At 66.1% G+C, this 17577-nt stretch carries 18 protein-coding genes; 9 read left to right on the top strand and 9 right to left on the bottom strand.

Annotated features, from left to right (window positions below; translation table 11 throughout):
* Position 1 precedes the first annotated feature (1 nt).
* From galE to CKJ84_RS02405, 6 genes are all read right to left on the bottom strand, one after another.
* Complete coding sequence (gene galE / locus CKJ84_RS02430; protein ID WP_095534733.1) at positions 2-970, bottom strand: UDP-glucose 4-epimerase GalE; 969 nt, start codon at positions 968-970, stop codon at positions 2-4.
* A gap of 3 nt (positions 971-973) precedes the next feature.
* Positions 974-1666: a metal-dependent transcriptional regulator gene (locus CKJ84_RS02425; RefSeq protein WP_095536686.1), complete on the bottom strand. Its 693-nt coding sequence runs from the start codon at positions 1664-1666 to the stop codon at positions 974-976.
* A 94-nt stretch (positions 1667-1760) separates the two neighbouring features.
* Positions 1761-2753 (bottom strand): sigma-70 family RNA polymerase sigma factor, encoded by a 993-nt coding sequence (locus tag CKJ84_RS02420; protein ID WP_095278973.1) that lies wholly within the window; start codon positions 2751-2753, stop codon positions 1761-1763.
* Between the two features lie 187 nt (positions 2754-2940).
* Entirely contained in the window at positions 2941-3375 is a 435-nt protein-coding gene (dtd, locus tag CKJ84_RS02415; RefSeq protein WP_095536685.1) for a D-aminoacyl-tRNA deacylase, read from the bottom strand.
* Complete coding sequence (locus tag CKJ84_RS02410) at positions 3375-4922, bottom strand: class I SAM-dependent methyltransferase (RefSeq protein WP_095545821.1); 1548 nt, start codon at positions 4920-4922, stop codon at positions 3375-3377. The genes dtd and CKJ84_RS02410 overlap by 1 nt, the downstream gene beginning before the upstream one ends.
* A 3-nt stretch (positions 4923-4925) precedes the next feature.
* Positions 4926-5432: a DUF3099 domain-containing protein gene (locus CKJ84_RS02405; protein WP_095545820.1), complete on the bottom strand. Its 507-nt coding sequence runs from the start codon at positions 5430-5432 to the stop codon at positions 4926-4928.
* Positions 5433-5482: 50 nt separating this feature from the next.
* Here CKJ84_RS02405 and CKJ84_RS02400 point away from each other — a divergent pair, with 50 nt between their 5' ends.
* From CKJ84_RS02400 to CKJ84_RS02390, 3 genes are read left to right on the top strand one after another with little or no spacing between them, the layout of a single operon-like run.
* On the top strand, positions 5483-5737 hold the full coding sequence (locus CKJ84_RS02400; RefSeq protein WP_095546381.1) for a DUF3039 domain-containing protein: 255 nt from the start codon (positions 5483-5485) through the stop codon (positions 5735-5737).
* A complete protein-coding gene (locus CKJ84_RS02395; RefSeq protein WP_095534728.1) occupies positions 5734-7509 on the top strand; it encodes a DEAD/DEAH box helicase in 1776 nt (591 codons plus the stop codon). The genes CKJ84_RS02400 and CKJ84_RS02395 overlap by 4 nt, the downstream gene beginning before the upstream one ends.
* A gap of 54 nt (positions 7510-7563) precedes the next feature.
* Positions 7564-8085, top strand: a complete 522-nt coding sequence (locus tag CKJ84_RS02390) for a DUF4190 domain-containing protein (RefSeq protein ID WP_095545819.1) — start codon at positions 7564-7566, stop codon at positions 8083-8085.
* A gap of 70 nt (positions 8086-8155) precedes the next feature.
* On the opposite strand, the gene CKJ84_RS02385 is transcribed toward CKJ84_RS02390, so the two are convergent.
* Positions 8156-9742 (bottom strand): RNA polymerase sigma factor, encoded by a 1587-nt coding sequence (locus CKJ84_RS02385; RefSeq protein ID WP_095545818.1) that lies wholly within the window; start codon positions 9740-9742, stop codon positions 8156-8158.
* A 214-nt stretch (positions 9743-9956) separates the two neighbouring features.
* Entirely contained in the window at positions 9957-10724 is a 768-nt protein-coding gene (gene ppgK, locus CKJ84_RS02380) for a polyphosphate--glucose phosphotransferase (protein ID WP_095536682.1), read from the bottom strand.
* A gap of 80 nt (positions 10725-10804) precedes the next feature.
* Between ppgK and CKJ84_RS02375 the strand changes: the two genes are divergently transcribed.
* Together CKJ84_RS02375 and CKJ84_RS02370 are read left to right on the top strand one after the other, a co-directional pair.
* A complete protein-coding gene (locus CKJ84_RS02375) occupies positions 10805-11686 on the top strand; it encodes an inositol monophosphatase family protein (RefSeq protein ID WP_233125455.1) in 882 nt (293 codons plus the stop codon).
* Positions 11687-11837: 151 nt separating this feature from the next.
* Entirely contained in the window at positions 11838-12134 is a 297-nt protein-coding gene (locus CKJ84_RS02370) for a DUF4193 domain-containing protein (protein WP_095278964.1), read from the top strand.
* 3 nt (positions 12135-12137) lie between these two features.
* On the opposite strand, the gene CKJ84_RS02365 is transcribed toward CKJ84_RS02370, so the two are convergent.
* Positions 12138-12677 (bottom strand): DUF3093 domain-containing protein, encoded by a 540-nt coding sequence (locus tag CKJ84_RS02365; RefSeq protein WP_095278963.1) that lies wholly within the window; start codon positions 12675-12677, stop codon positions 12138-12140.
* Positions 12678-12760: 83 nt separating this feature from the next.
* On the opposite strand from CKJ84_RS02365, the gene dut reads away from it, so the two are divergent.
* The 4 genes from dut to dxs all read left to right on the top strand — a co-directional run bounded on the left by dut (position 12761) and on the right by dxs (position 17571).
* Complete coding sequence (dut, locus tag CKJ84_RS02360) at positions 12761-13243, top strand: dUTP diphosphatase (RefSeq protein ID WP_095545816.1); 483 nt, start codon at positions 12761-12763, stop codon at positions 13241-13243.
* Between the two features lie 137 nt (positions 13244-13380).
* Positions 13381-14301, top strand: a complete 921-nt coding sequence (locus CKJ84_RS02355; protein ID WP_095545815.1) for a DUF3710 domain-containing protein — start codon at positions 13381-13383, stop codon at positions 14299-14301.
* A 9-nt stretch (positions 14302-14310) separates the two neighbouring features.
* Positions 14311-15567 carry a class I SAM-dependent RNA methyltransferase gene (locus CKJ84_RS02350; RefSeq protein ID WP_095545814.1) on the top strand — a complete coding sequence of 419 codons (1257 nt, stop codon included), beginning with the start codon at positions 14311-14313 and terminating at the stop codon, positions 15565-15567.
* A gap of 81 nt (positions 15568-15648) precedes the next feature.
* Entirely contained in the window at positions 15649-17571 is a 1923-nt protein-coding gene (gene dxs, locus CKJ84_RS02345) for a 1-deoxy-D-xylulose-5-phosphate synthase (protein ID WP_095545813.1), read from the top strand.
* The last annotated feature ends 6 nt before the right edge of the window (positions 17572-17577 follow it).

Below are 17577 nucleotides of genomic sequence, written 5' to 3'. Positions count from 1 at the left end.
CTCAAGCACCCCCGTGGCGGGCGGAGGTGAAGTCCCACGCGTCTTGGACGATGGTGCGCAGGTCGGTGCGCGTGGGGTTCCAGCCCAGCTGGCGCTTGATCTTGTCCGAAGAGGCGATGAGCACGGCCGGGTCGCCGGCGCGGCGGGGTGCGACCTCGGCCGGGATCTCGTGGCCGGTGACCTCGCGGCACATCTCGACGACCTGGCGGACGGAGTAGCCGTCGCCGGAGCCAAGGTTGTAGATCTCGTGGGTGCCTGGGGTATTCGCCTCGAGTGCGAGCACGTGGGCGTCGGCAAGATCCCTCACGTGGATGTAATCGCGAACGCAGGTGCCGTCGGTGGTGGGCCAGTCGTCGCCGAACATCTTGATGGCGTCGCGCTGGCCGAGGGCAACCTGCAGCACGATGGGGATGAGGTGCGTCTCGGTGCGGTGACGCTCGCCGTAGTCGCCGTACGCGCCGGCAACGTTGAAGTACCGCAGACTCGTCGCGCCGATGCCGTAGGCCTGGCAGTAGGAGGTGATGGCGTAATCGATGGACAGCTTCGTCGCCCCGTAGGTGTTGGTGGGGCGGGTTGGGGCGTCCTCGGTGATGGGCACTGCCTCCGGCTCGCCATAGGTGGCGGCGGTGGAGGAGAACACGAGCGAGTGCACGCCGTGTGCGCGCATCGCGTTGAGCAAGGTGAGTGAGACCTCGAGGTTGTCGCGCCAGTACTCCGCGGGAACCTCCATGGATTCGCCGACCAGCGAGCGGGCGGCGAAGTGGAGCACGCCGTCGACGTCGCCGGCGGACAGGACGCGGTCGATGACGTCGGAAATATGGCCCTCGACCAACGTTGCCCCGTTGGGGACGGCGTCGCGGTTGCCGGTGCTGAAGTCGTCGATGACGATGACGTCGTGGCCAGCCTCGACGAGCACAGCAGCGCATACGCTGCCCACGTAGCCGGCACCGCCGGTGACTACAAGCTTCACGGGTTAATCCTCCACTGGGGTGACGCGCAGTGCGTGCGCGAGTTCGGGTGAGAGTTCGACGCGTTCGCCGTCCTTGGTGGTGAGCATGATCGCGCCACCGTCGTGCTGCTCGAGGGTGACCTGCGAGCCGACGAAGGACGCGACGCCGACAGTCGGGGAGACGGTTGCGGAGAGCTGCTGCAAGATCTCGCTCACTTGCACCACCGTGACCTCGGTCGGGCCGTCGAGCTCGAGGTCGCTCGCGCGGGTGCCGTACGCGGTTTCGGAGCTCGGCGTGGCGTCGAGCTCTTCCAACGCCGGGATCGGGTTGCCAAACGGGGAGCGGGTCGGGTTGCCCAGCACGGCGACGACGCGGCGCTCCACGTCCTCGCTCATGACGTGCTCCCATCGGCACGCTTCGTCGTGGACCTGCGCGATGTTGAGCTGTAGGACGTCGGTCAGCAGCAGCTCGGCCAGGCGGTGCTTGCGCATCACTGCGGTGGCGCGCTGGCGCCCCGCCGGGGTAAGCGCGAGGGAGCGGTCCGGCTGGACCACGAGCAGGCCGTCGCGCTCCATGCGCGAGACCGTTTGCGAGACGGTCGGGCCGGATTGCTCAAGGCGCTCCGCGATGCGCGCGCGCAGCGGCGTGATGCCTTCCTCCTCAAGCTCGTACACAGTTCTCAAATACATCTCGGTCGTGTCGACGAGATCACGCATGCTGCCTCTCCCTCTGAGTCACTCTGTGCAGACGGTCTGCGCGGGTCATTTCGCGCACAGTCCATCCAAGCCCTGCAAGTGTACGCGCGGTGCCCTAGGCGTAGTCGCGCAGCCGGTCGGCGCGGTCGCCGACGCGCAACTTGGCCATAACCTCGCGCTCAATTTGGCGCACGCGCTCGCGCGACAGGCCGAACTGGCGGCCAATCTGGTCCAAGGTGCGCGGCACGCCGTCGGTCAGGCCGTAGCGCAGGCGAATCACGTCCTGTTCGCGTTCCTCCAGGCCTGCGATGATGTCCTCGATGTCGTCGTGGCGCAGGGTCGAGACCACAGCGTCTTCGGCGTCCGTCGCCTCAGCGTCCTCGATGAAGTCACCGAGCGGCGCCTCCTCGTCCGCGCCGACAGGCATATCCAGGCTCACCGGGTCGCGCGACTGGCGCAGCAGCATCTCAATCTTGGACTCCTCGATGCCGGACTCCTCGGAGAGCTCCTCATTCGTAGGTTCGCGGCCCAGGGACTGGTACATCTCGCGGCGGATGCGCGAGAGCTTATTCACCTGCTCCACCAAGTGGACTGGTAGGCGAATCGTGCGCGACTGGTCCGCCATCCCGCGTGTGATGGCCTGGCGGATCCACCAGGTGGCGTAGGTGGAGAACTTGAACCCCTTGGCGTAGTCGAACTTTTCCATGGCACGGATCAGCCCGAGGTTGCCTTCCTGGATCAGGTCCAGCAGTGGCATTCCGCGCCCCGTATACCGTTTTGCCAGCGAGACCACGAGGCGCAGGTTGGCTTCCAGCAGGTGTGAGCGCGCTTTGCGCCCTTCCTTGGCCAGGATCTTCATGTCACGCTTCTTGGCGCGGGTGAGCGTGACCTCCGGGTCGTCCAGCAGGTGCTGGGCGTAAAGGCCTACCTCGATCTGCTGGGCCAGCTCGACCTCTTCCTCAGCGTTCAACAGGGCCGTTTTGCCGATACCGTTGAGGTACACGCGCACGAGGTCCGCCGACGGATTGTCATTGGTCTGATTTCGGCGGCTACCGCGGTCAACGTTTTCTTCGTTGCCCGCATCACGAGCGTGGTCCGGCTGAGTCATGAAGAGCTGCCTCCTTGAAAGGGGTTCGAACCGTAAGTTCAGTCTTATAGATCAAACGGAGCAACGCTCCCGATTGTTCCGGCTGAGCGTAAATATTATGCAACGCGCGTCTGCCTCGCTCGACTCTCAGCATCACTCCAGGAACTTCTTCCCTAGAACGTGGGTAGCGGCCAGGTTTCGCCCCGTGTCACGCCTCGACGAGGACCGTGAACGGCCCGCTGTTGACGCTCGCCACGTCCATCATCGCGCCGAACCGGCCCTCTTCGACCGTGATGCCGCGGCCGCGGAGCTCCTCTGCGATCTTGGCAATTACCGGTGCAGCTACCTCGCCCGGCGCCGCATCCGCCCACGACGGCCTGCGTCCCTTCGCTGTACGCCCCATGAGGGTGAACTGGCTGACCAGGAGGACGGGCGCGCCGGCGTCCTGGGCGGAGCGCTCGCCGTCGAGAATGCGCAGCTCCGCGATCTTGCGGGCCATCTTCTCCCACGCGTCCTCCGCGTCGTCGCGGCCCACGCCGACGAGGGCGAGGATGCCGCCGGTTTCGGGGCAGTCGATCGCCCCGACGACCTCCCCGTCGACGGTGACAGAAGCACTCTCCACTCGCGTCAGTACAGCTTTCATCAGGACTCCTTCGCAATAATCTCAGCGGGCAGGACGAGGCCGTGGCGCACACAATCCACCGCAATCGCCGCTGCGTTGTTCTCAAGGCGTGTGTGTTCCGCCGGGTCATCGACGCCTTGCGACGCCACCAGCAACCCCACCACCTCGCGCAGGGGCAACCCCTGTGGGTGGAGGCCAGAGAGAATCGAGACGACACCGTCGTCGACCTCGTGGGTAAAGCGCGGTCCGTCCATGCGCGAAACCCTCGTGACTCGCTGCGCAAAGCCCATCCCGGCCTCGGCGTCGGCGACGCTCACCCTCTCCAGCGCCACGCCTGGGCGCACCATGTACGCGGCATCCAGGATGTCGTCGGTGCCCCTGCCGCGCAGCCATTCGGCCCTGGTGAAATACTCGTCCACCTCCGGCCCGAGGGGATCCGTGAACGGGTGCGAGAGGTCTTCGGCGGTAATCTCGGTGGGGTTATCGCCGATCTCGCGGAGGAAGATCCACCCGAACCCGATGGCCTCGACGTCGTTGTCGCGGAAGTGCGCAAGCCAGCGCTCGGTGCGCTCGACGGCCTCTGGGGAGCGGACGTCGACCGATTCATCAGCAAGCCAGGTAGAGACGTACTGGCCCGGGTCGACAACATCGCGTTCCAGGACCCAGGCGCTCACACCGCGGGAGGGCAGCCACGAAGCAACGCGCGAGCGCCAGCTCTCGCCGGTGCGGTGGACCCACGCACCGAGGATGCACGCGGTCGCGCCCTCCGCCAGGTGTGCGGGGGCCTGGCCGACAACGAGCTCGGTTGCCCCGTCGAGCGACAACCCCGAATCGCGGTACACGTGGCCCACCTCGGGCAGTCCCACCACGAACGGCGGGTTCGCTACGATCCGGTCGAAGCGCTCGTCGGCAACCGGCTCGAACCACGGGCCCTGGCGCAGCTCGACGTTGTCGATCCGGTTCGCAGCGAGCGTCGCGCGAGCCAGCTCCAGGGCGCGCGGGTGGACGTCCGTCGCCACCACGCGCTGCGCAACCCCTGCCTGCGCCACCGCCTGCACCCCCGAGCCGCAACCGAGATCCAGCACCGTGTCAACCGGCGTCTCCGGCGAGGCGCTGAGCAGCGAGAGCGACGCCGACCCAACGCCCAGGACGTGGTCGGGCCCCGGCACGTGCGCGGTCATCGACGCATCCAGGTCCGACACGATCAGTCGGTCCTGCCGCGCGAGGACGTGGGGGCGCAGGTCGAGGGCCACGGCGAACCGGTCGTTGGCGGCGGGGCGGATCACGGTGGCGTCGAGAAGCATGCGCACGAGGTCAGGTGCAAGGAGCTCGTCGAGCTGGGCTTGCGACGCCGGCTCGCGCACCAAGAAGAAACGGATCAGGCGCGACAGCGGCGAAGCATCACAGGCGGCGAGTACGACGCCTGGCTCGCCACGGTAGAGCGCCGCAGTCGCGTGGGGACCGAGGTGCTCGGCGATGCCGTCGGCGGTAAAACCGGACGGCGCGAGGGCGTCGGCAAGCGCGCGCACGGCGCTGGGAAGAGACTCGGGGAGCGGTTCGAGAGGCATTGGCTACTCCTTGCTGGCGTCGGGATCGGACTCGATGATAGCGGGGGAGCGGTCGGCACCAGAGCGCGATTGACCCGCCTCCAACTGCGCACGGGCCTGCGCGGCGAGCTGGGCCTCCTCGCGGGCGAGCGCAGGCTTGTACACGTTTTTGTCCCGCTTATCGCGCGCCTCGCCCTGGCTGTTGGCAATCATGACGGAGATCCACGGCACCGGGATCGATATGGAGAAGAAGAGTGCGGCGAACCACCAATGTCCCAGCACCGCGCACAGGATGGAGATGGCGATCAGTGGCACGCGGGCACCCTGCCACAACAGATACTGCTTTTCGCGGCTCTGCAGATCCTGCTCGTGGGTCCGCGTGGCGTCGGTGATGAGCGCGCGCCGGGAGCGCCTCGGGCGGAGCCGGCGGCGGCGGGGCTGCTCCTCGTCCGGCTCGGCGTCGATCGTGTGCGGGTGCGGACCGGGCACGCCCGACTCGGGTTGGTGGAAGGTGTGGTCAGATCCGCTCATAACGCAAAGGGTAGCGGGGCATTGCAAATTCCGACCCACTTTGGGGCATGATGGAAGGCGTGAATACGACGACGAAGACTCTTGAGCGCCCCGACCTCCGGGAGGAGACCTCGTCAACCACGGAGGACGGCAAGGAAAAGTTTTTCCACTACGTGCGGAAGGACCAAATCGTGGATTCCGCGATCTCTGGGAAGCAGGTTGTCGCGCTCTGCGGAAAGAAGTTCTCTGTAAAGAAGCAGGCCAAGCCGGGGTCCCCGGTCTGTGCCGATTGCCAGCGGATTTATGAGGGGCTGCGCCGCAAGTGACAGCGTCGACACCAGGGCCTCAGCTCCGTAAATGGCAGCAAGAGGCCCTTGATTCGTTTCTGCGTACAAAACCGCGCGACTTCATGGCCGTGGCAACGCCGGGCGCGGGAAAGACGACGTTCGCGCTGACGCTGGCGAGCACCCTCTTGGCCGACCGCACGGTGCAGCGGCTCATTGTGGTCGTGCCGACGGAGCACCTGAAGCACCAGTGGTCCGAGTCGGCCAAGCGCTTCGGGTTGTCGCTGGACCCCAACTTCACCAACTCGTCCGCGGTGAACCCCTCCTACGACGGCATCGTGGTCACCTACGCGCAGGTGGGCATGCACCCGTTCAAACACCACGCAGTCGCGTCGGCGCGGCGCAGCTTGGTCATCCTGGACGAGATCCACCACGCCGGCGACTCGAAGAGCTGGGGCGACGGCGTCTATGAGGCGTACAACGACGTAGAGCACCGACTCGCGCTCACCGGTACGCCGTTCCGCTCTGACGACTCACAGATCCCGTTCGTGCGCTACAACGAGGACGGCGAGGGGCACCTCGTCTCCGAGGCCGATTACACCTACGGCTATTCGCACGCGCTCAAGGACGGTGTGGTGCGCCCCGTTGTGTTCCTCGCCTACAGTGGGGAGACAGAATGGCGGGATTCCGCTGGCGAGGAATACTCAGCCCGCCTCGGTGAACCGCTCAACGCGGAGCAAACGGCACGCGCGTGGAAGACGGCACTGGACCCGAAGGGGGACTGGATCCGGCTCGTGCTGCAGGCCGCGCACACGCGCCTGACCAAGATCCGCGCCAACATGCCGGACGCGGGCGGGCTGGTCATCGCCACGAACAAGACCACGGCGCGCGCCTATGCCAAGATGCTCGAGGGGATTTCCAGCACGCCAGTCACGGTGGTGCTTTCCGACGAACCCGGGTCCTCCGACCGCATCGAGGAGTTTTCGGCGTCCCGCGACGAGTGGATGGTGGCGGTGCGCATGGTCTCCGAGGGCGTCGACGTTCCGCGCCTCTCCGTCGGCGTATACGCCACCTCCGCATCGACGCCACTGTTCTTTGCCCAGGCAATCGGCCGTTTCGTGCGCTCCCGCATGCCCGGCGAGTCCGCGTCCGTGTTCCTGCCGTCCGTGCCCGTGCTGTTGGGGCTGGCGGAGAACATGGAGGAGGAGCGTGATCACGTCCTGGGCAAGCCGCACCGCGAGCAGGGATGGTCCGACGAGCTCATTGAGCAAGCCAACCGCCAGGAGAACGAGCCCGACGAGGGCCCGAGCTACGAGTCCATCGGTGCGTCCGCCGAGCTGGATTCGCTGATTTTCGACGGCTCCACCTACGGCACCGCGACCGCAGCTGGTTCCGCCGAGGAACAAGACTTCCTTGGGCTCCCGGGACTGCTGGACGCCGAACAGGTCAAGACCCTGCTGCGCAAGCGGCAGAGCGACCAGCTGGACGCCCGTGAGGCGGAGGAGAAGGCGCGGAAGGCCGCGGAGCGCGAAGCCGCAGAACGGGCGAAAACGCTGGGCGAGCCGGTCGCTGCTGGGCCCGGCGCCGCACCGTCCAAGTCTGGCTCCACCGGCGGCGGGGGCGAGACCGCTGCGGATGAGATCCCCAGGCTGCGCAAGGAGCTGAACACGCGCGTCTCCATCGTTGCGGGCAAGACGGGGCGTCCGCACGGCGCGATCCACACGGAGGCAAGGAAGGCGTGCGGCGGGCCGCCGACCGCACTGTGCAACGCCGAGCAGCTGCAGCAACGCATTGACTATTTGCGTGGCTGGTAGCGCAAAAGACCGGTAGTGTGGGCGAGTGCACGGCGACGAGTGAAGGAGACGACCATGACAGATCGTTATAACCCGAACCAGGAGGGTCCGTACAACCACCCCGAGGGGTTCTCAGACTACGGGCAGCACCCGCAGCCAGGTCAGCCACAGCCGGGCCAGCCGGGCCAGCAATGGCAGTACGGCGGCGGTGCCGCCTACGGTGGCGCGTACCCGCAGGGCGAGCCGTATGGGGTACAGAAAAATAACGGCATGGCGATTGCTGCCTTGATCGTGGGTATCCTCGCCATGCTTGCAATCATTACGATCGTCGGCGGGGTGTTCCTCGGTGTTATCGCGATCATCCTCGGCATTTTGGGGATCCGGAGCGCGAAGAAGATCGCCGGTCCGGGCGCGCGGAAGGGGATGGCCATCGCCGGCATCGTTCTCGGCGCGATCGCCTCGCTGCTCAGCGTGGTGTTTATGCTCGTCGGTGTCGGACTCGTTTCTACCCTCGTCGGGGAGTGCGACCACTTGGTGGATGACACGGCCGCTTACGAAAAGTGCGTGGAAGATGTCGCGGAGCGTGAGTTTGGCTAATTCAGCCGTACATAAAAGCGGTGCCCCGCCCGGAATCCTCCTGGCGGGGCACCGCTATATCCGCGAAAGGCTAGTCCAGGTAGTCGCGCAGCACCTGGGAACGCGACGGGTGGCGCAGCTTGGACATTGTCTTCGATTCGATCTGGCGGATGCGCTCGCGGGTCACGCCGTAGACCTGGCCGATTTCGTCTAAAGTCCGCGGCATGCCGTCGGTAAGCCCGAAGCGCAGGCGTACCACGCCAGCTTCGCGCTCGGAGAGCGTGTGCAGCACGTCCTGGAGCTGGTCCTGCAGGAGGGTGAAGGACACGGCGTCGACGGCGACGACCGCCTCGGAATCCTCGATGAAGTCACCGAGCTGGCTATCGCCCTCGTCGCCAATCGTCTGGTCCAGGGAGATCGGCTCGCGCGCGTACTGCTGGATCTCCATCACCTTTTCCTCGGTGATGTCCATCTCCTTCGCCAGCTCGAGCGGGGTGGGCTCGCGGCCCAGGTCCTGCAGCAGCTCGCGCTGGATACGCCCGAGCTTGTTGATGACCTCCACCATGTGCACCGGGATACGAATGGTGCGGGCCTGGTCCGCCATCGCGCGGGTGATCGCCTGGCGGATCCACCACGTAGCGTACGTGGAGAACTTGTAGCCCTTGGAGTAGTCGAACTTCTCCACTGCACGGATCAAGCCGAGGTTGCCTTCCTGGATGAGGTCCAGGAACGCCATGCCGCGGCCGGTGTAGCGCTTGGCCAGCGAGACCACGAGGCGGAGGTTTGCCTCCAACAGGTGGTTCTTTGCCTTGCGGCCGTCGCGGGCCACCGCGCGAAGGTCGCGCTTGACCGCAGGCGTGAGCTTGGCATCCTTGTCGCCCTCAGCGGCGGCGCGCGCCATCTCGTCCAGGCGGTACTGGGCGTACAGGCCGGCCTCGATGCGCTTGGCCAAGGAGACCTCTTGCTCCGCGTCTAGCAGCGCGACCTTGCCGATCTGCTTGAGGTACGCGCGGACGGAGTCGGCGGACGCGGTCAGCTGCGCGTCCTTGCGCGCCTGACGCAGCGCCGCAGACTCCTCGATGTCCCAGACGGACGAAGAGTCTTCTTCCTCGTCGTCCGAGTCGTCGTCTTCGTCATCTTCGATGTCGTCGCCGTCCAGGTCGTCCTCGTCGATGTCCTCGGCGAGCTCGTCATCAAAGTCGGCGTCCTCGTCCGCGAGGTCGGGATCGTAATCTTCGTCGTCGCGGTCATCGACGGTATCGGCATCGTCGACAAGCGCATCGGTGCGCAGCTCGTCCTCGTCCACGCCCTCGGCGCCTGCGTGCGCAGCGGTCGCCTTCTTGGCCGCTGACTTCTTGGTGGTCTTCTTCGCAGTCTTGCGGGCCGTCTTCTTGGCCGTCTTCTTGGTGGCCTTCTTCCGAGCGGATTTCTTCGCCGTCTTCTTCGTGGCCTTCTTCCGAGCGGTCTTCTTTGCAGCCTTCTTGGCCGTCTTCTTCGCCGCCGGAGTTGCCGCGGCGTCGTTTGCACCGTTGCCTGCGCCACCGTCGGAGGATGCCTGTGCTGCATTCTCCACGGTGTTATTGCCTGATGCTTCGCTGGCTACCACGTACGCCCTTTCGCCGATTCGGTTTCTTCCACTGCGCGCAACCCTGCTTCCTGCGAGAATATTCGTATGCATATCCTGCCGGATTGCGCAATGGTTCCAATTCTAGAACGCCAATCCTAACAGGCCGCGCGCTGAATCTATTCCAGCACTCGCCATCGTGCCGCATCTTTCGCGCGCCGTGCGTGTCACTGGGCCGGAAAGGTGCGTCCCACGAGGGCAGGAGTGGTTGCTGTCCGGTGCCCACCGTACATGAGTCATGGATCTGTGGTTGGGCCGGACCAATCAATTACGGCGCAACGTGCTCGTTCGCCGCCATCGCCGCGCCGACAATGCCTGCTCGGTTGCGCAGACGCGCGGCGACCACCGGCACGTCCACCGTCAGGTTCGGGACCCACTTGTCCGCCTTACGGGAGATGCCGCCGCCGACCACAAACGCGGACGGGCTGAACAAGCGCTGGTACTCGTGCAGGACGGCGTCGACCCGCTTGGACCACTTCTTGTAGCTCAGTTCCTCGCGGTCCTTGGCGGCGGAGGAGGCGACATGCTCTGCTTCCTCTCCAGAGATGACCAGGTGGCCGAGCTCCGTGTTGGGGAAAAGGGTGCCGTCCATGAAGAAGGCGGACCCGATCCCGGTGCCGAAAGTCAGGAAGATGACGGCGCCCTCGCGGGCCTCGGGCTCCCCGAATGCGACTTCGGCGAGACCGGCGGCGTCGGCGTCGTTAAGCACCGCGATGTCCTCCGTGCCCAAGGCTGCGGAGAAGAGCTCGTGGACGTTAGTGCCAATCCAAGCTTCGTCGATATTGGCGGCGCTGCACGCGACCTGGTTACGGATAACGGACGGCAGGGTGATGCCGATCGGCCCATGCCAGTCGTGCGCGCGCACGATTTCCGCGACGGTGTCGGCCACGGCCTGGGGCGTTGCGGGCTTGGGCGTGGCAATCTTGACACGCTCGCCGACAAATTCGCCGGTATCCATGTCAACGATGGCACCTTTGATGCCCGAGCCGCCGACGTCCACGCCGAATCCGAGATGAGTTGCAGTCGTATCGCTCATACGGCACAGCTTACAAACGCGCGGCATAAATGGGGCGGTGCGAGTCGCGCTTCCGGGAAAGTCGGTGCACGATGGGGACTATGAGCACACCGACTTCCCCCAATGGCACCGCCAATACTCCCACCGCAGCTGAGTTGCGCGACCTGTGCGTTGAACTCGTGCAGGACGCGGCCGGGTTCGTGGCCAAGCAGCGCGACTTTCTGACCAGGCACGGTTCCGTGGAGATGGTCGCGCAGACTAAGACGTCCGAGGTTGACCCGGTCACAGCCGTGGACAAGGGGTGCGAGGAGCGCATTGTGGGCAAGCTCTCGGAGTTGCGTCACGGCGACGGCGTCATCGGCGAGGAGGGCGCGTCGAAGCCGAGCGAGACGGGCGTTGAATGGGTCATCGACCCCATCGACGGCACCGTGAATTTTATTTACGGGCTGCCCGCCTACGCGGTCTCCGTCGGCGTCGCCGTGCACGGCGAGCTCGTCGCTGGCGCGGTCGCTGATGTCGCCCGCGGCATCACCTATTTCGCCGCCCGCGGGCACGGGGCCTTCGTGCTTAGCGACGCCACCGCCCACCCCCTTCACACATCCCGGGCCTCCCGTCCCGCCACCGCTCTGGTGGAGACCGGCTTCTCCTACGACTCCGGGTGGCGCGGCCAGCAAGCGCAGATACTGACCACGCTCTTGCCGCAGGTGCGCGACATCCGCCGCATGGGCTCGGCGGCGTTGGACCTCTGCCGCGTTGCTGAGGGGAGCGCGGACGCCTACTACGAGCACGGCACGCACCCCTGGGATTACGCTGCCGGCGCGGTGATTGCCGCCGAGGCGGGAGCGGTGGTGCACCACCCGGGCTTGCGCGATCGCGGCGGTGACGGCGCATTGATGTACGCCTGCGCTCCGGGGCTCGCGGAATCGTTCCCGCGGCTGCTGGAGGAGGCGGGGGCGATGCGCGATTTGGGATCCGACTCCTAGCAGCATCGCCCCTGGTCGGGGGCGAAAGTGACAGATCGAGCCATTTGCTTTAGTATTCCGCTCAAACGCGTCCCGGCAGGACCTGGCAGGACGCTCAAAACAAAGCACCGCACCTTTTTACTTTTTACGTTGAGCTGGAGGGAAGAACGCCATGGCTACGGATTATGATGCGCCGCGTCGCCGACTCGAGGACGACGAGATTGAGACCGACTCGCTCGAAGGCCTGAAGGCTGCAGAAGTAGCCGGCAGCAGCATGGACGACGACGGCGAGATCGTCGAGCCAGTGGAAATCCCCGCGCAGGACCTGTCCGGTGAGGAGCTCAACGTAGAGGTCAAGCCCCGCCAGGACGACGAGTTCACCTGCGCCTCCTGCTTCCTGGTGCAAAAGAAGAAGCGCCTGGCGTACACGGCCGATGACGGCTCGAAGTACTGCCTGGACTGCGAGTAAGCCTTACGCAGCCCCGTCGGCAGGGGCCTTCTCGGGGACGAACGCGGCGAGCAACGCCTCGGGGTGCTTCGACGAAATGAGCCAGTAGGGGGTTGGGTCCTCTGGGTCGTTCAACACGATGAGCGCGTGCTCGGGGACCCACGCGTGGGAGACGAGGTACGCCGCCGGGTCGAGCTGGCGGCCGAGCGCGTTCTGCCGCGCGGAGCGGGGGACAACCATTGCACGATCAACTGCGTCCGCGGGCAGGTTCGCCTCGCCGACGCGGAGCCAGCGCGAGCCGTCCGGGTCGCGCTCGACGGACACGGTGGTGTTGGACAGCCACGTGAGGAACCACGCGACGAGCGCGCCGATGACTACCAGCGGCACAATGAACCACCAGACGTTGCGGTTCAGCGCAAACTGGGCGGCAAGGAGTAACGTCAGGCCGATTCCGGCCGCCCACCAGTACCACGGCACCCACTGTCGTTCGCGGTAGAGCACCTCGGGCGCTGCGGCGCCGGTGGCGTGGGCAGTTGCATCGTTGGAGCGCGAGGTTTCAGACACGAATGCAACTTTAGTTCAGGGGATGGGTGACCTGTCCAATTCGCCGCATTGGCGTGTGCAGGCCGTACCGTAAGGTGGGCACCATGAGCGAGAACAACGAAAACACACAACTGGTTGGCGCGGTCCAGCTGCCCCCGATCCCGCTGAAACGGCTGGATAAGGAGCTGCCGCTTCCCAAACGCGCGCATACTGGGGATGCCGGCGCGGACCTGTACTCCGCCGAGACAATCACCCTGGAACCGGGACAGCGCGCACTCGTGGGCACGGGCGTGGCCCTCGCCCTGCCGCTCGGCACGGTAGGGCTGATCCACCCGCGCTCCGGGCTCGCTGCGAAGCACGGCTTAAGCATTGTGAATACGCCGGGGACTGTCGACGCCCAATACCGCGGTGAGCTCAAAGTGTGTCTGGTGAACACGGACCGCTCGCAAGCATTTACCGTCGAGCGTGGGATGCGCATTGCCCAACTCGTCGTCCAGCGCGTGGAGCTGGTTGACTTCGTCGAGGTCGATGCGCTCGACGAAACGGTACGCGGCGAGGGCGGTTACGGCTCGACCGGGACCAAATAGCACCAACCGTTGAAGGCCCCACCACCGCGCGCGCTAGAGGTGCGGCGCGCTATGGTCAAAGGGCACGACTTTAAAACGCGAAACCACCGCGAAAATTTCGCAGCAACGCCCAACCGGGCGCGAGGAGGACAGAAACTATGGCACTGTGGCCGTTTGGCAAGAAGAAGAACCGCAACAAGGCCGACAACGACGCGGCTGCCCAGCAGGTCCCCGAGCACACCGAGTCTGCCGAGCCCACCGATACTCCGGACGCCGCAGCAGCACAGGCAGAAGCAGCTGCGCCCGAACCATCGGAGTCTGCGGTGGCGGCGGCACCCGCGGTGCAGGACGGCGGCCAGGCGGCTGGCACCGCACCGCTGACGGACTACGACCCGATCAACGGCAGCACCGGCCCCTTCGACGGCGACTCCGTCAACATCGAGGACTTTGATTTCTCTGACTTCTCCAGCGCCACGCTGAACCTGCACTCCATGCGCATCCCGTTCCCGAAGGAGGCGCAGGTGCAGGTGGAGATGGGTGAGCAGGGGCCGAAGATGGTCCACATTGTCACCCGCTACGGTCGCGTCACCCCGGTTGCCTTCGCGGCTCCGCGCAGCGGTGGTCTCTGGGATGACTCCGCCGAGGAGATTGCAGAGGGCATGCGCAACGAGGGCATGCCGGTCACCTTCGAGCAGGGGCCGTGGGGCAAAGAGATCGTTGGTCAGGGCACGAATGGTGTGATCCGCATCATCGGTGTGGAGGGTCCGCGTTGGCTCTACCGCGTCACCCTCGCCGCGCCGCAGGGCCGTGAGGACGACCTGGCAAGGCTGGGGCGCGAGATCGTAGCGCGATCCTTTGTGTATCGCGGCAACGACCCGGTCCTGGCCGGGAGCTCCCTCGATGTGATCCTGCCGAAGAAGATCGCAGAGCAGGTGCAGCAGGCGGTGCAGCAGCGTGCTCAGCAGGGCCAGAGCGCCGCTGCGGGCCAGAGTGCTCCGCAGAGTGGCAACCCGAACCTGCTCAGCGACGCGCTCAAGCAGATCATCGACCAGAACAACCAGTTCAACAAGGATAAGTAGTTTCCACGCATGGCAGACTCGGGAACCGGGGCACTTGAGGTAGGCGAGACCCTCGAGGTCTCCGTCCGCGCAATGGCGCACGGAGGGGAGGGAATCGCCGACGCGCCCGACGGACGTGTGGTGTTCGTCCGCGGCGCAATCCCCGGCGACCGCGTCGAAGCCCGGCCCACCAAGGTGAAAAAGCGGTGGGCGCGCGCAGACCTCGTCGAGGTCCTCGAGCCATCCCCGCAGCGCACCCGCCAGGTGTGCCAGGCTGCGGCGCACGGGGCCGGATGTTGCGACTTCGGTTTCGTGACAGCTCCCGCGCAGCGCGAGCTGAAGCGTGAGGTGCTCGTCGGCCAGCTGCGTACCCTGGCGAAGCGATCCGGGGTGCTCGACGGGTTCCAAGCCGACAGTGATCTTCAGGAAACCGCGCTCGCGCCCGACCACGGCTGGCGCACCCGCGCCCGGCTGGGCGTGGATAGCGAGGGCCGCGCCGGCCTGCGCAAGCTGCGTTCCACCGAGCTGGTAACCGAGTTCCCCTGTGCCCAGATGGTGCCCGGCCTGCTCGACGGCCTCGTCGGCCCCGGCGGTCGCCGCTTCACTCCGGGAGCCGAGGTCATCGCGGTGATCGATTCCACTGGAGCCCGGCACGTCGTGGAGACGGCAAAGGTGCAGCGCGGGCGCCGCGCGGAGACAATCGACACTGTCGTGGAGGGTACCGGGATGGTCACCGAGCGTGTCGACGACCGCGAGTTCACCTTCCCAGCCACCGCCTTTTGGCAGGCGCACACCGCGGCACCGCAGGCGTACGCCGACATCGTTGCGCAGTGGGGCGAGGCTGCCAACGCTCCCGGTGCTGTTGGCTGGGATCTCTATGGCGGCGTCGGCATGTTCGCGCCCGCGATCAGTCGCGCGCTGGGTGGGGGCCGCGTCGAGACCGTGGACTACTCGCCGGCGGCGACCGGGACGCCGCAGCCGGGGCTTGCGGACCTGGATGTGCGGGTGCGGAATGCTCGGGTGGAGGTGAGCGTCGATAAGCTGCCCAGCCCAGCGCTCGTAGTGCTCGACCCGCCGCGATCCGGCGCGGGAGCCGAGGTCGTCGGCGCGGTGGCTCAGGCCGCGCCACCACGTGTCATCCACATCGGCTGCGATCCCGCAACACTCGCGCGCGATTTGGGCACCTGGGGCGAGCACGGGTACCGCGTCGAGCGCATGATGCTTATCGACGCCTTCCCGCTCACCCACCACTTCGAAACCGTCGTCCTCCTGACGCCCCGGGCGTGAGCGCTGCAAGGATAGGGCAGCGTGGCGGCACGGTGTAACATGGCGGGGAATACCGGCGAGACGAAGGAGAGCTTGACAACAGTGGGAATGCTCGAGGGAATCACATCGCCAACCGACGTGAAAAAGCTGTCGGTGGAGGAACTTGACGCGCTCGCGGAGGAGATCCGTGAGCTGCTGATTGCTAAGGTCTCCGCCACCGGCGGGCACCTCGGGCCGAACCTCGGTGTTGTCGAGCTCACGCTGGCGCTGCACTCTGTGTTCAACTCGCCGCAGGACCCGATCATTTTTGATACCTCGCACCAGTCCTACGTGCACAAGATCCTTACCGGCCGCGCCGACAAGTTTGACACGCTGCGTAAGCGAGGCGGGCTCTCCGGATACACCGACCGTGCTGAGTCGGAGCACGACTGGACGGAATCCTCGCACGCCAGCGCGTCGCTGTCCTACGCGGACGGCCTGTCCAAGGCCAAGGAGCTCAGCGGCCACGGCGACGACAAGGTGGTCGCCGTCGTGGGTGACGGCGCGCTCACCGGCGGCATGTGCTGGGAGGCGCTGAACAACATCGCGGCGGGCAACCGCAACGTGGTCATCGTGGTCAATGACAACGGGCGGTCCTACTCGCCAACCATCGGCGGCTTTGCAAACAACCTGTCCAAACTGCGCGACCAGCTCGTAGCGCTGCGGATGCAGCCGGGCTACGACGAAGTCATGGAGTCCGGCAAGAAGACCTTGAAGTCTATGGGCTGGGTCGGGGAGCGGACGTTCGAAGCGCTCCACGCGCTCAAGGCAGGCGTGAAGTACCAGGTGCTGCCCACGGAGATGTTCCCGGACCTGGGCATGAAGTACGTCGGCCCGGTGGAAGGCCATGACCTCAAGGCGCTGCTCAGCGCGTTCCACTACGCGCAGCGCTACGATGGCCCCCTGATCGTTCACGTGGTGACGGAGAAGGGACACGGCTTTGCCCCGGCCGTGAACAACGAGGCGGATCAGATGCACTCCACCGGCGTGATTGATCCGGTGACAGGCGAGTCGCTGGCCAAGTCCGCTCCCGGCTGGACCTCCGTGTTTACCAAGGAACTGCTGCGAGCCGGCCACGAGCGCGACGACGTTGTTGCCATCACGGCGGCGATGGCGGGGCCGACCGGCCTGCAGCCGTTCGCCGAGGAGTTCCCGGATCGCTTCTTCGACGTGGGCATCGCGGAACAGCACGCGATCACCTCCGCCGCCGGTCTCGCGCTCGGTGGGATGCACCCGGTGGTGGCCGTCTATTCCACCTTCCTCAACCGCGCCTTTGACCAGCTGTTGATGGACGCCGGCCTGCTGCACCTCCCCATCACGGTGGTCCTCGACCGCGCCGGCGTGACCGGCTCGGACGGTGCGAGCCACAACGGGGTGTGGGACTTCTCGGTGGCGTCGATAGTCCCGGGCATCCGCATCGCCGCGCCGCGCGACCCGGCACGGCTGCGCGAAGAATTCCACGAAGCGCTCGGCGTTGACGACGGCCCTACCGTCGTCCGCTTCCCGAAGGGCAAGGTCGGCGCTGACATCGAGGCAAAGGAGCGCCGCGGTACGGTCGATGTGCTGCGCACCACGCTTGACCGCGACGATGACTCCGTCCTCAACGTTCTCCTCGTCGCTGTCGGCACGTTCGCGGGCCCGGCGCTCGAGGTCGCGGACGCCATCGCCGGCGACGGCATCAGCGTCACGGTCGTGGACCCGCGCTGGGTCGTTCCGGTCGCGCCGGAGCTCATCGATATGTCTGCCTCGGCGGACCTGGTGGTGGTGTACGAGGACGGGGTGATGCGCGGCGGCGTGGGTTCTGCCGTCGCGGAGGCGCTCCACGCCGCGGAGATTGATACGCCGCTGCGCCAGCTGGCATTCCCGTCCGTGTACCCCAAGCACGCGTCGCGTGATGAGGTACTGGCGGAGTACGGCCTGGATGCGGAGTCTGCGACCGAGCAAGTGCGCACATGGGCGCTTGACCTCGCAGACCGGGAGAACTAGCCGCTC

The organism is Corynebacterium sp. NML 120412, assembly GCF_002285155.1.
In the GTDB taxonomy this organism is placed as follows: Bacteria; Actinomycetota; Actinomycetes; order Mycobacteriales; family Mycobacteriaceae; genus Corynebacterium; species Corynebacterium gottingense.
This window is presented reverse-complemented; position numbering and strand designations above follow the sequence as displayed.

Coding starts and splice junctions, on each gene's coding strand:
- CKJ84_RS02425 (WP_095536686.1), bottom strand. CDS start 1,666: ATGCGTGATCTCGTCGACACGACCGAGATGTATTTGAGAACTGTGTAC.
- CKJ84_RS02385 (WP_095545818.1), bottom strand. CDS start 9,742: ATGCATACGAATATTCTCGCAGGAAGCAGGGTTGCGCGCAGTGGAAGA.
- ppgK (WP_095536682.1), bottom strand. CDS start 10,724: ATGAGCGATACGACTGCAACTCATCTCGGATTCGGCGTGGACGTCGGC.
- CKJ84_RS02355 (WP_095545815.1), top strand. CDS start 13,381: ATGGCACTGTGGCCGTTTGGCAAGAAGAAGAACCGCAACAAGGCCGAC.
- CKJ84_RS02405 (WP_095545820.1), bottom strand. CDS start 5,432: ATGAGCGGATCTGACCACACCTTCCACCAACCCGAGTCGGGCGTGCCC.
- dtd (WP_095536685.1), bottom strand. CDS start 3,375: ATGAAAGCTGTACTGACGCGAGTGGAGAGTGCTTCTGTCACCGTCGAC.
- CKJ84_RS02390 (WP_095545819.1), top strand. CDS start 7,564: ATGACAGATCGTTATAACCCGAACCAGGAGGGTCCGTACAACCACCCC.
- CKJ84_RS02375 (WP_233125455.1), top strand. CDS start 10,805: ATGAGCACACCGACTTCCCCCAATGGCACCGCCAATACTCCCACCGCA.
- CKJ84_RS02370 (WP_095278964.1), top strand. CDS start 11,838: ATGGCTACGGATTATGATGCGCCGCGTCGCCGACTCGAGGACGACGAG.
- CKJ84_RS02410 (WP_095545821.1), bottom strand. CDS start 4,922: ATGCCTCTCGAACCGCTCCCCGAGTCTCTTCCCAGCGCCGTGCGCGCG.
- CKJ84_RS02420 (WP_095278973.1), bottom strand. CDS start 2,753: ATGACTCAGCCGGACCACGCTCGTGATGCGGGCAACGAAGAAAACGTT.
- dut (WP_095545816.1), top strand. CDS start 12,761: ATGAGCGAGAACAACGAAAACACACAACTGGTTGGCGCGGTCCAGCTG.
- CKJ84_RS02400 (WP_095546381.1), top strand. CDS start 5,483: ATGGAAGGCGTGAATACGACGACGAAGACTCTTGAGCGCCCCGACCTC.
- CKJ84_RS02350 (WP_095545814.1), top strand. CDS start 14,311: ATGGCAGACTCGGGAACCGGGGCACTTGAGGTAGGCGAGACCCTCGAG.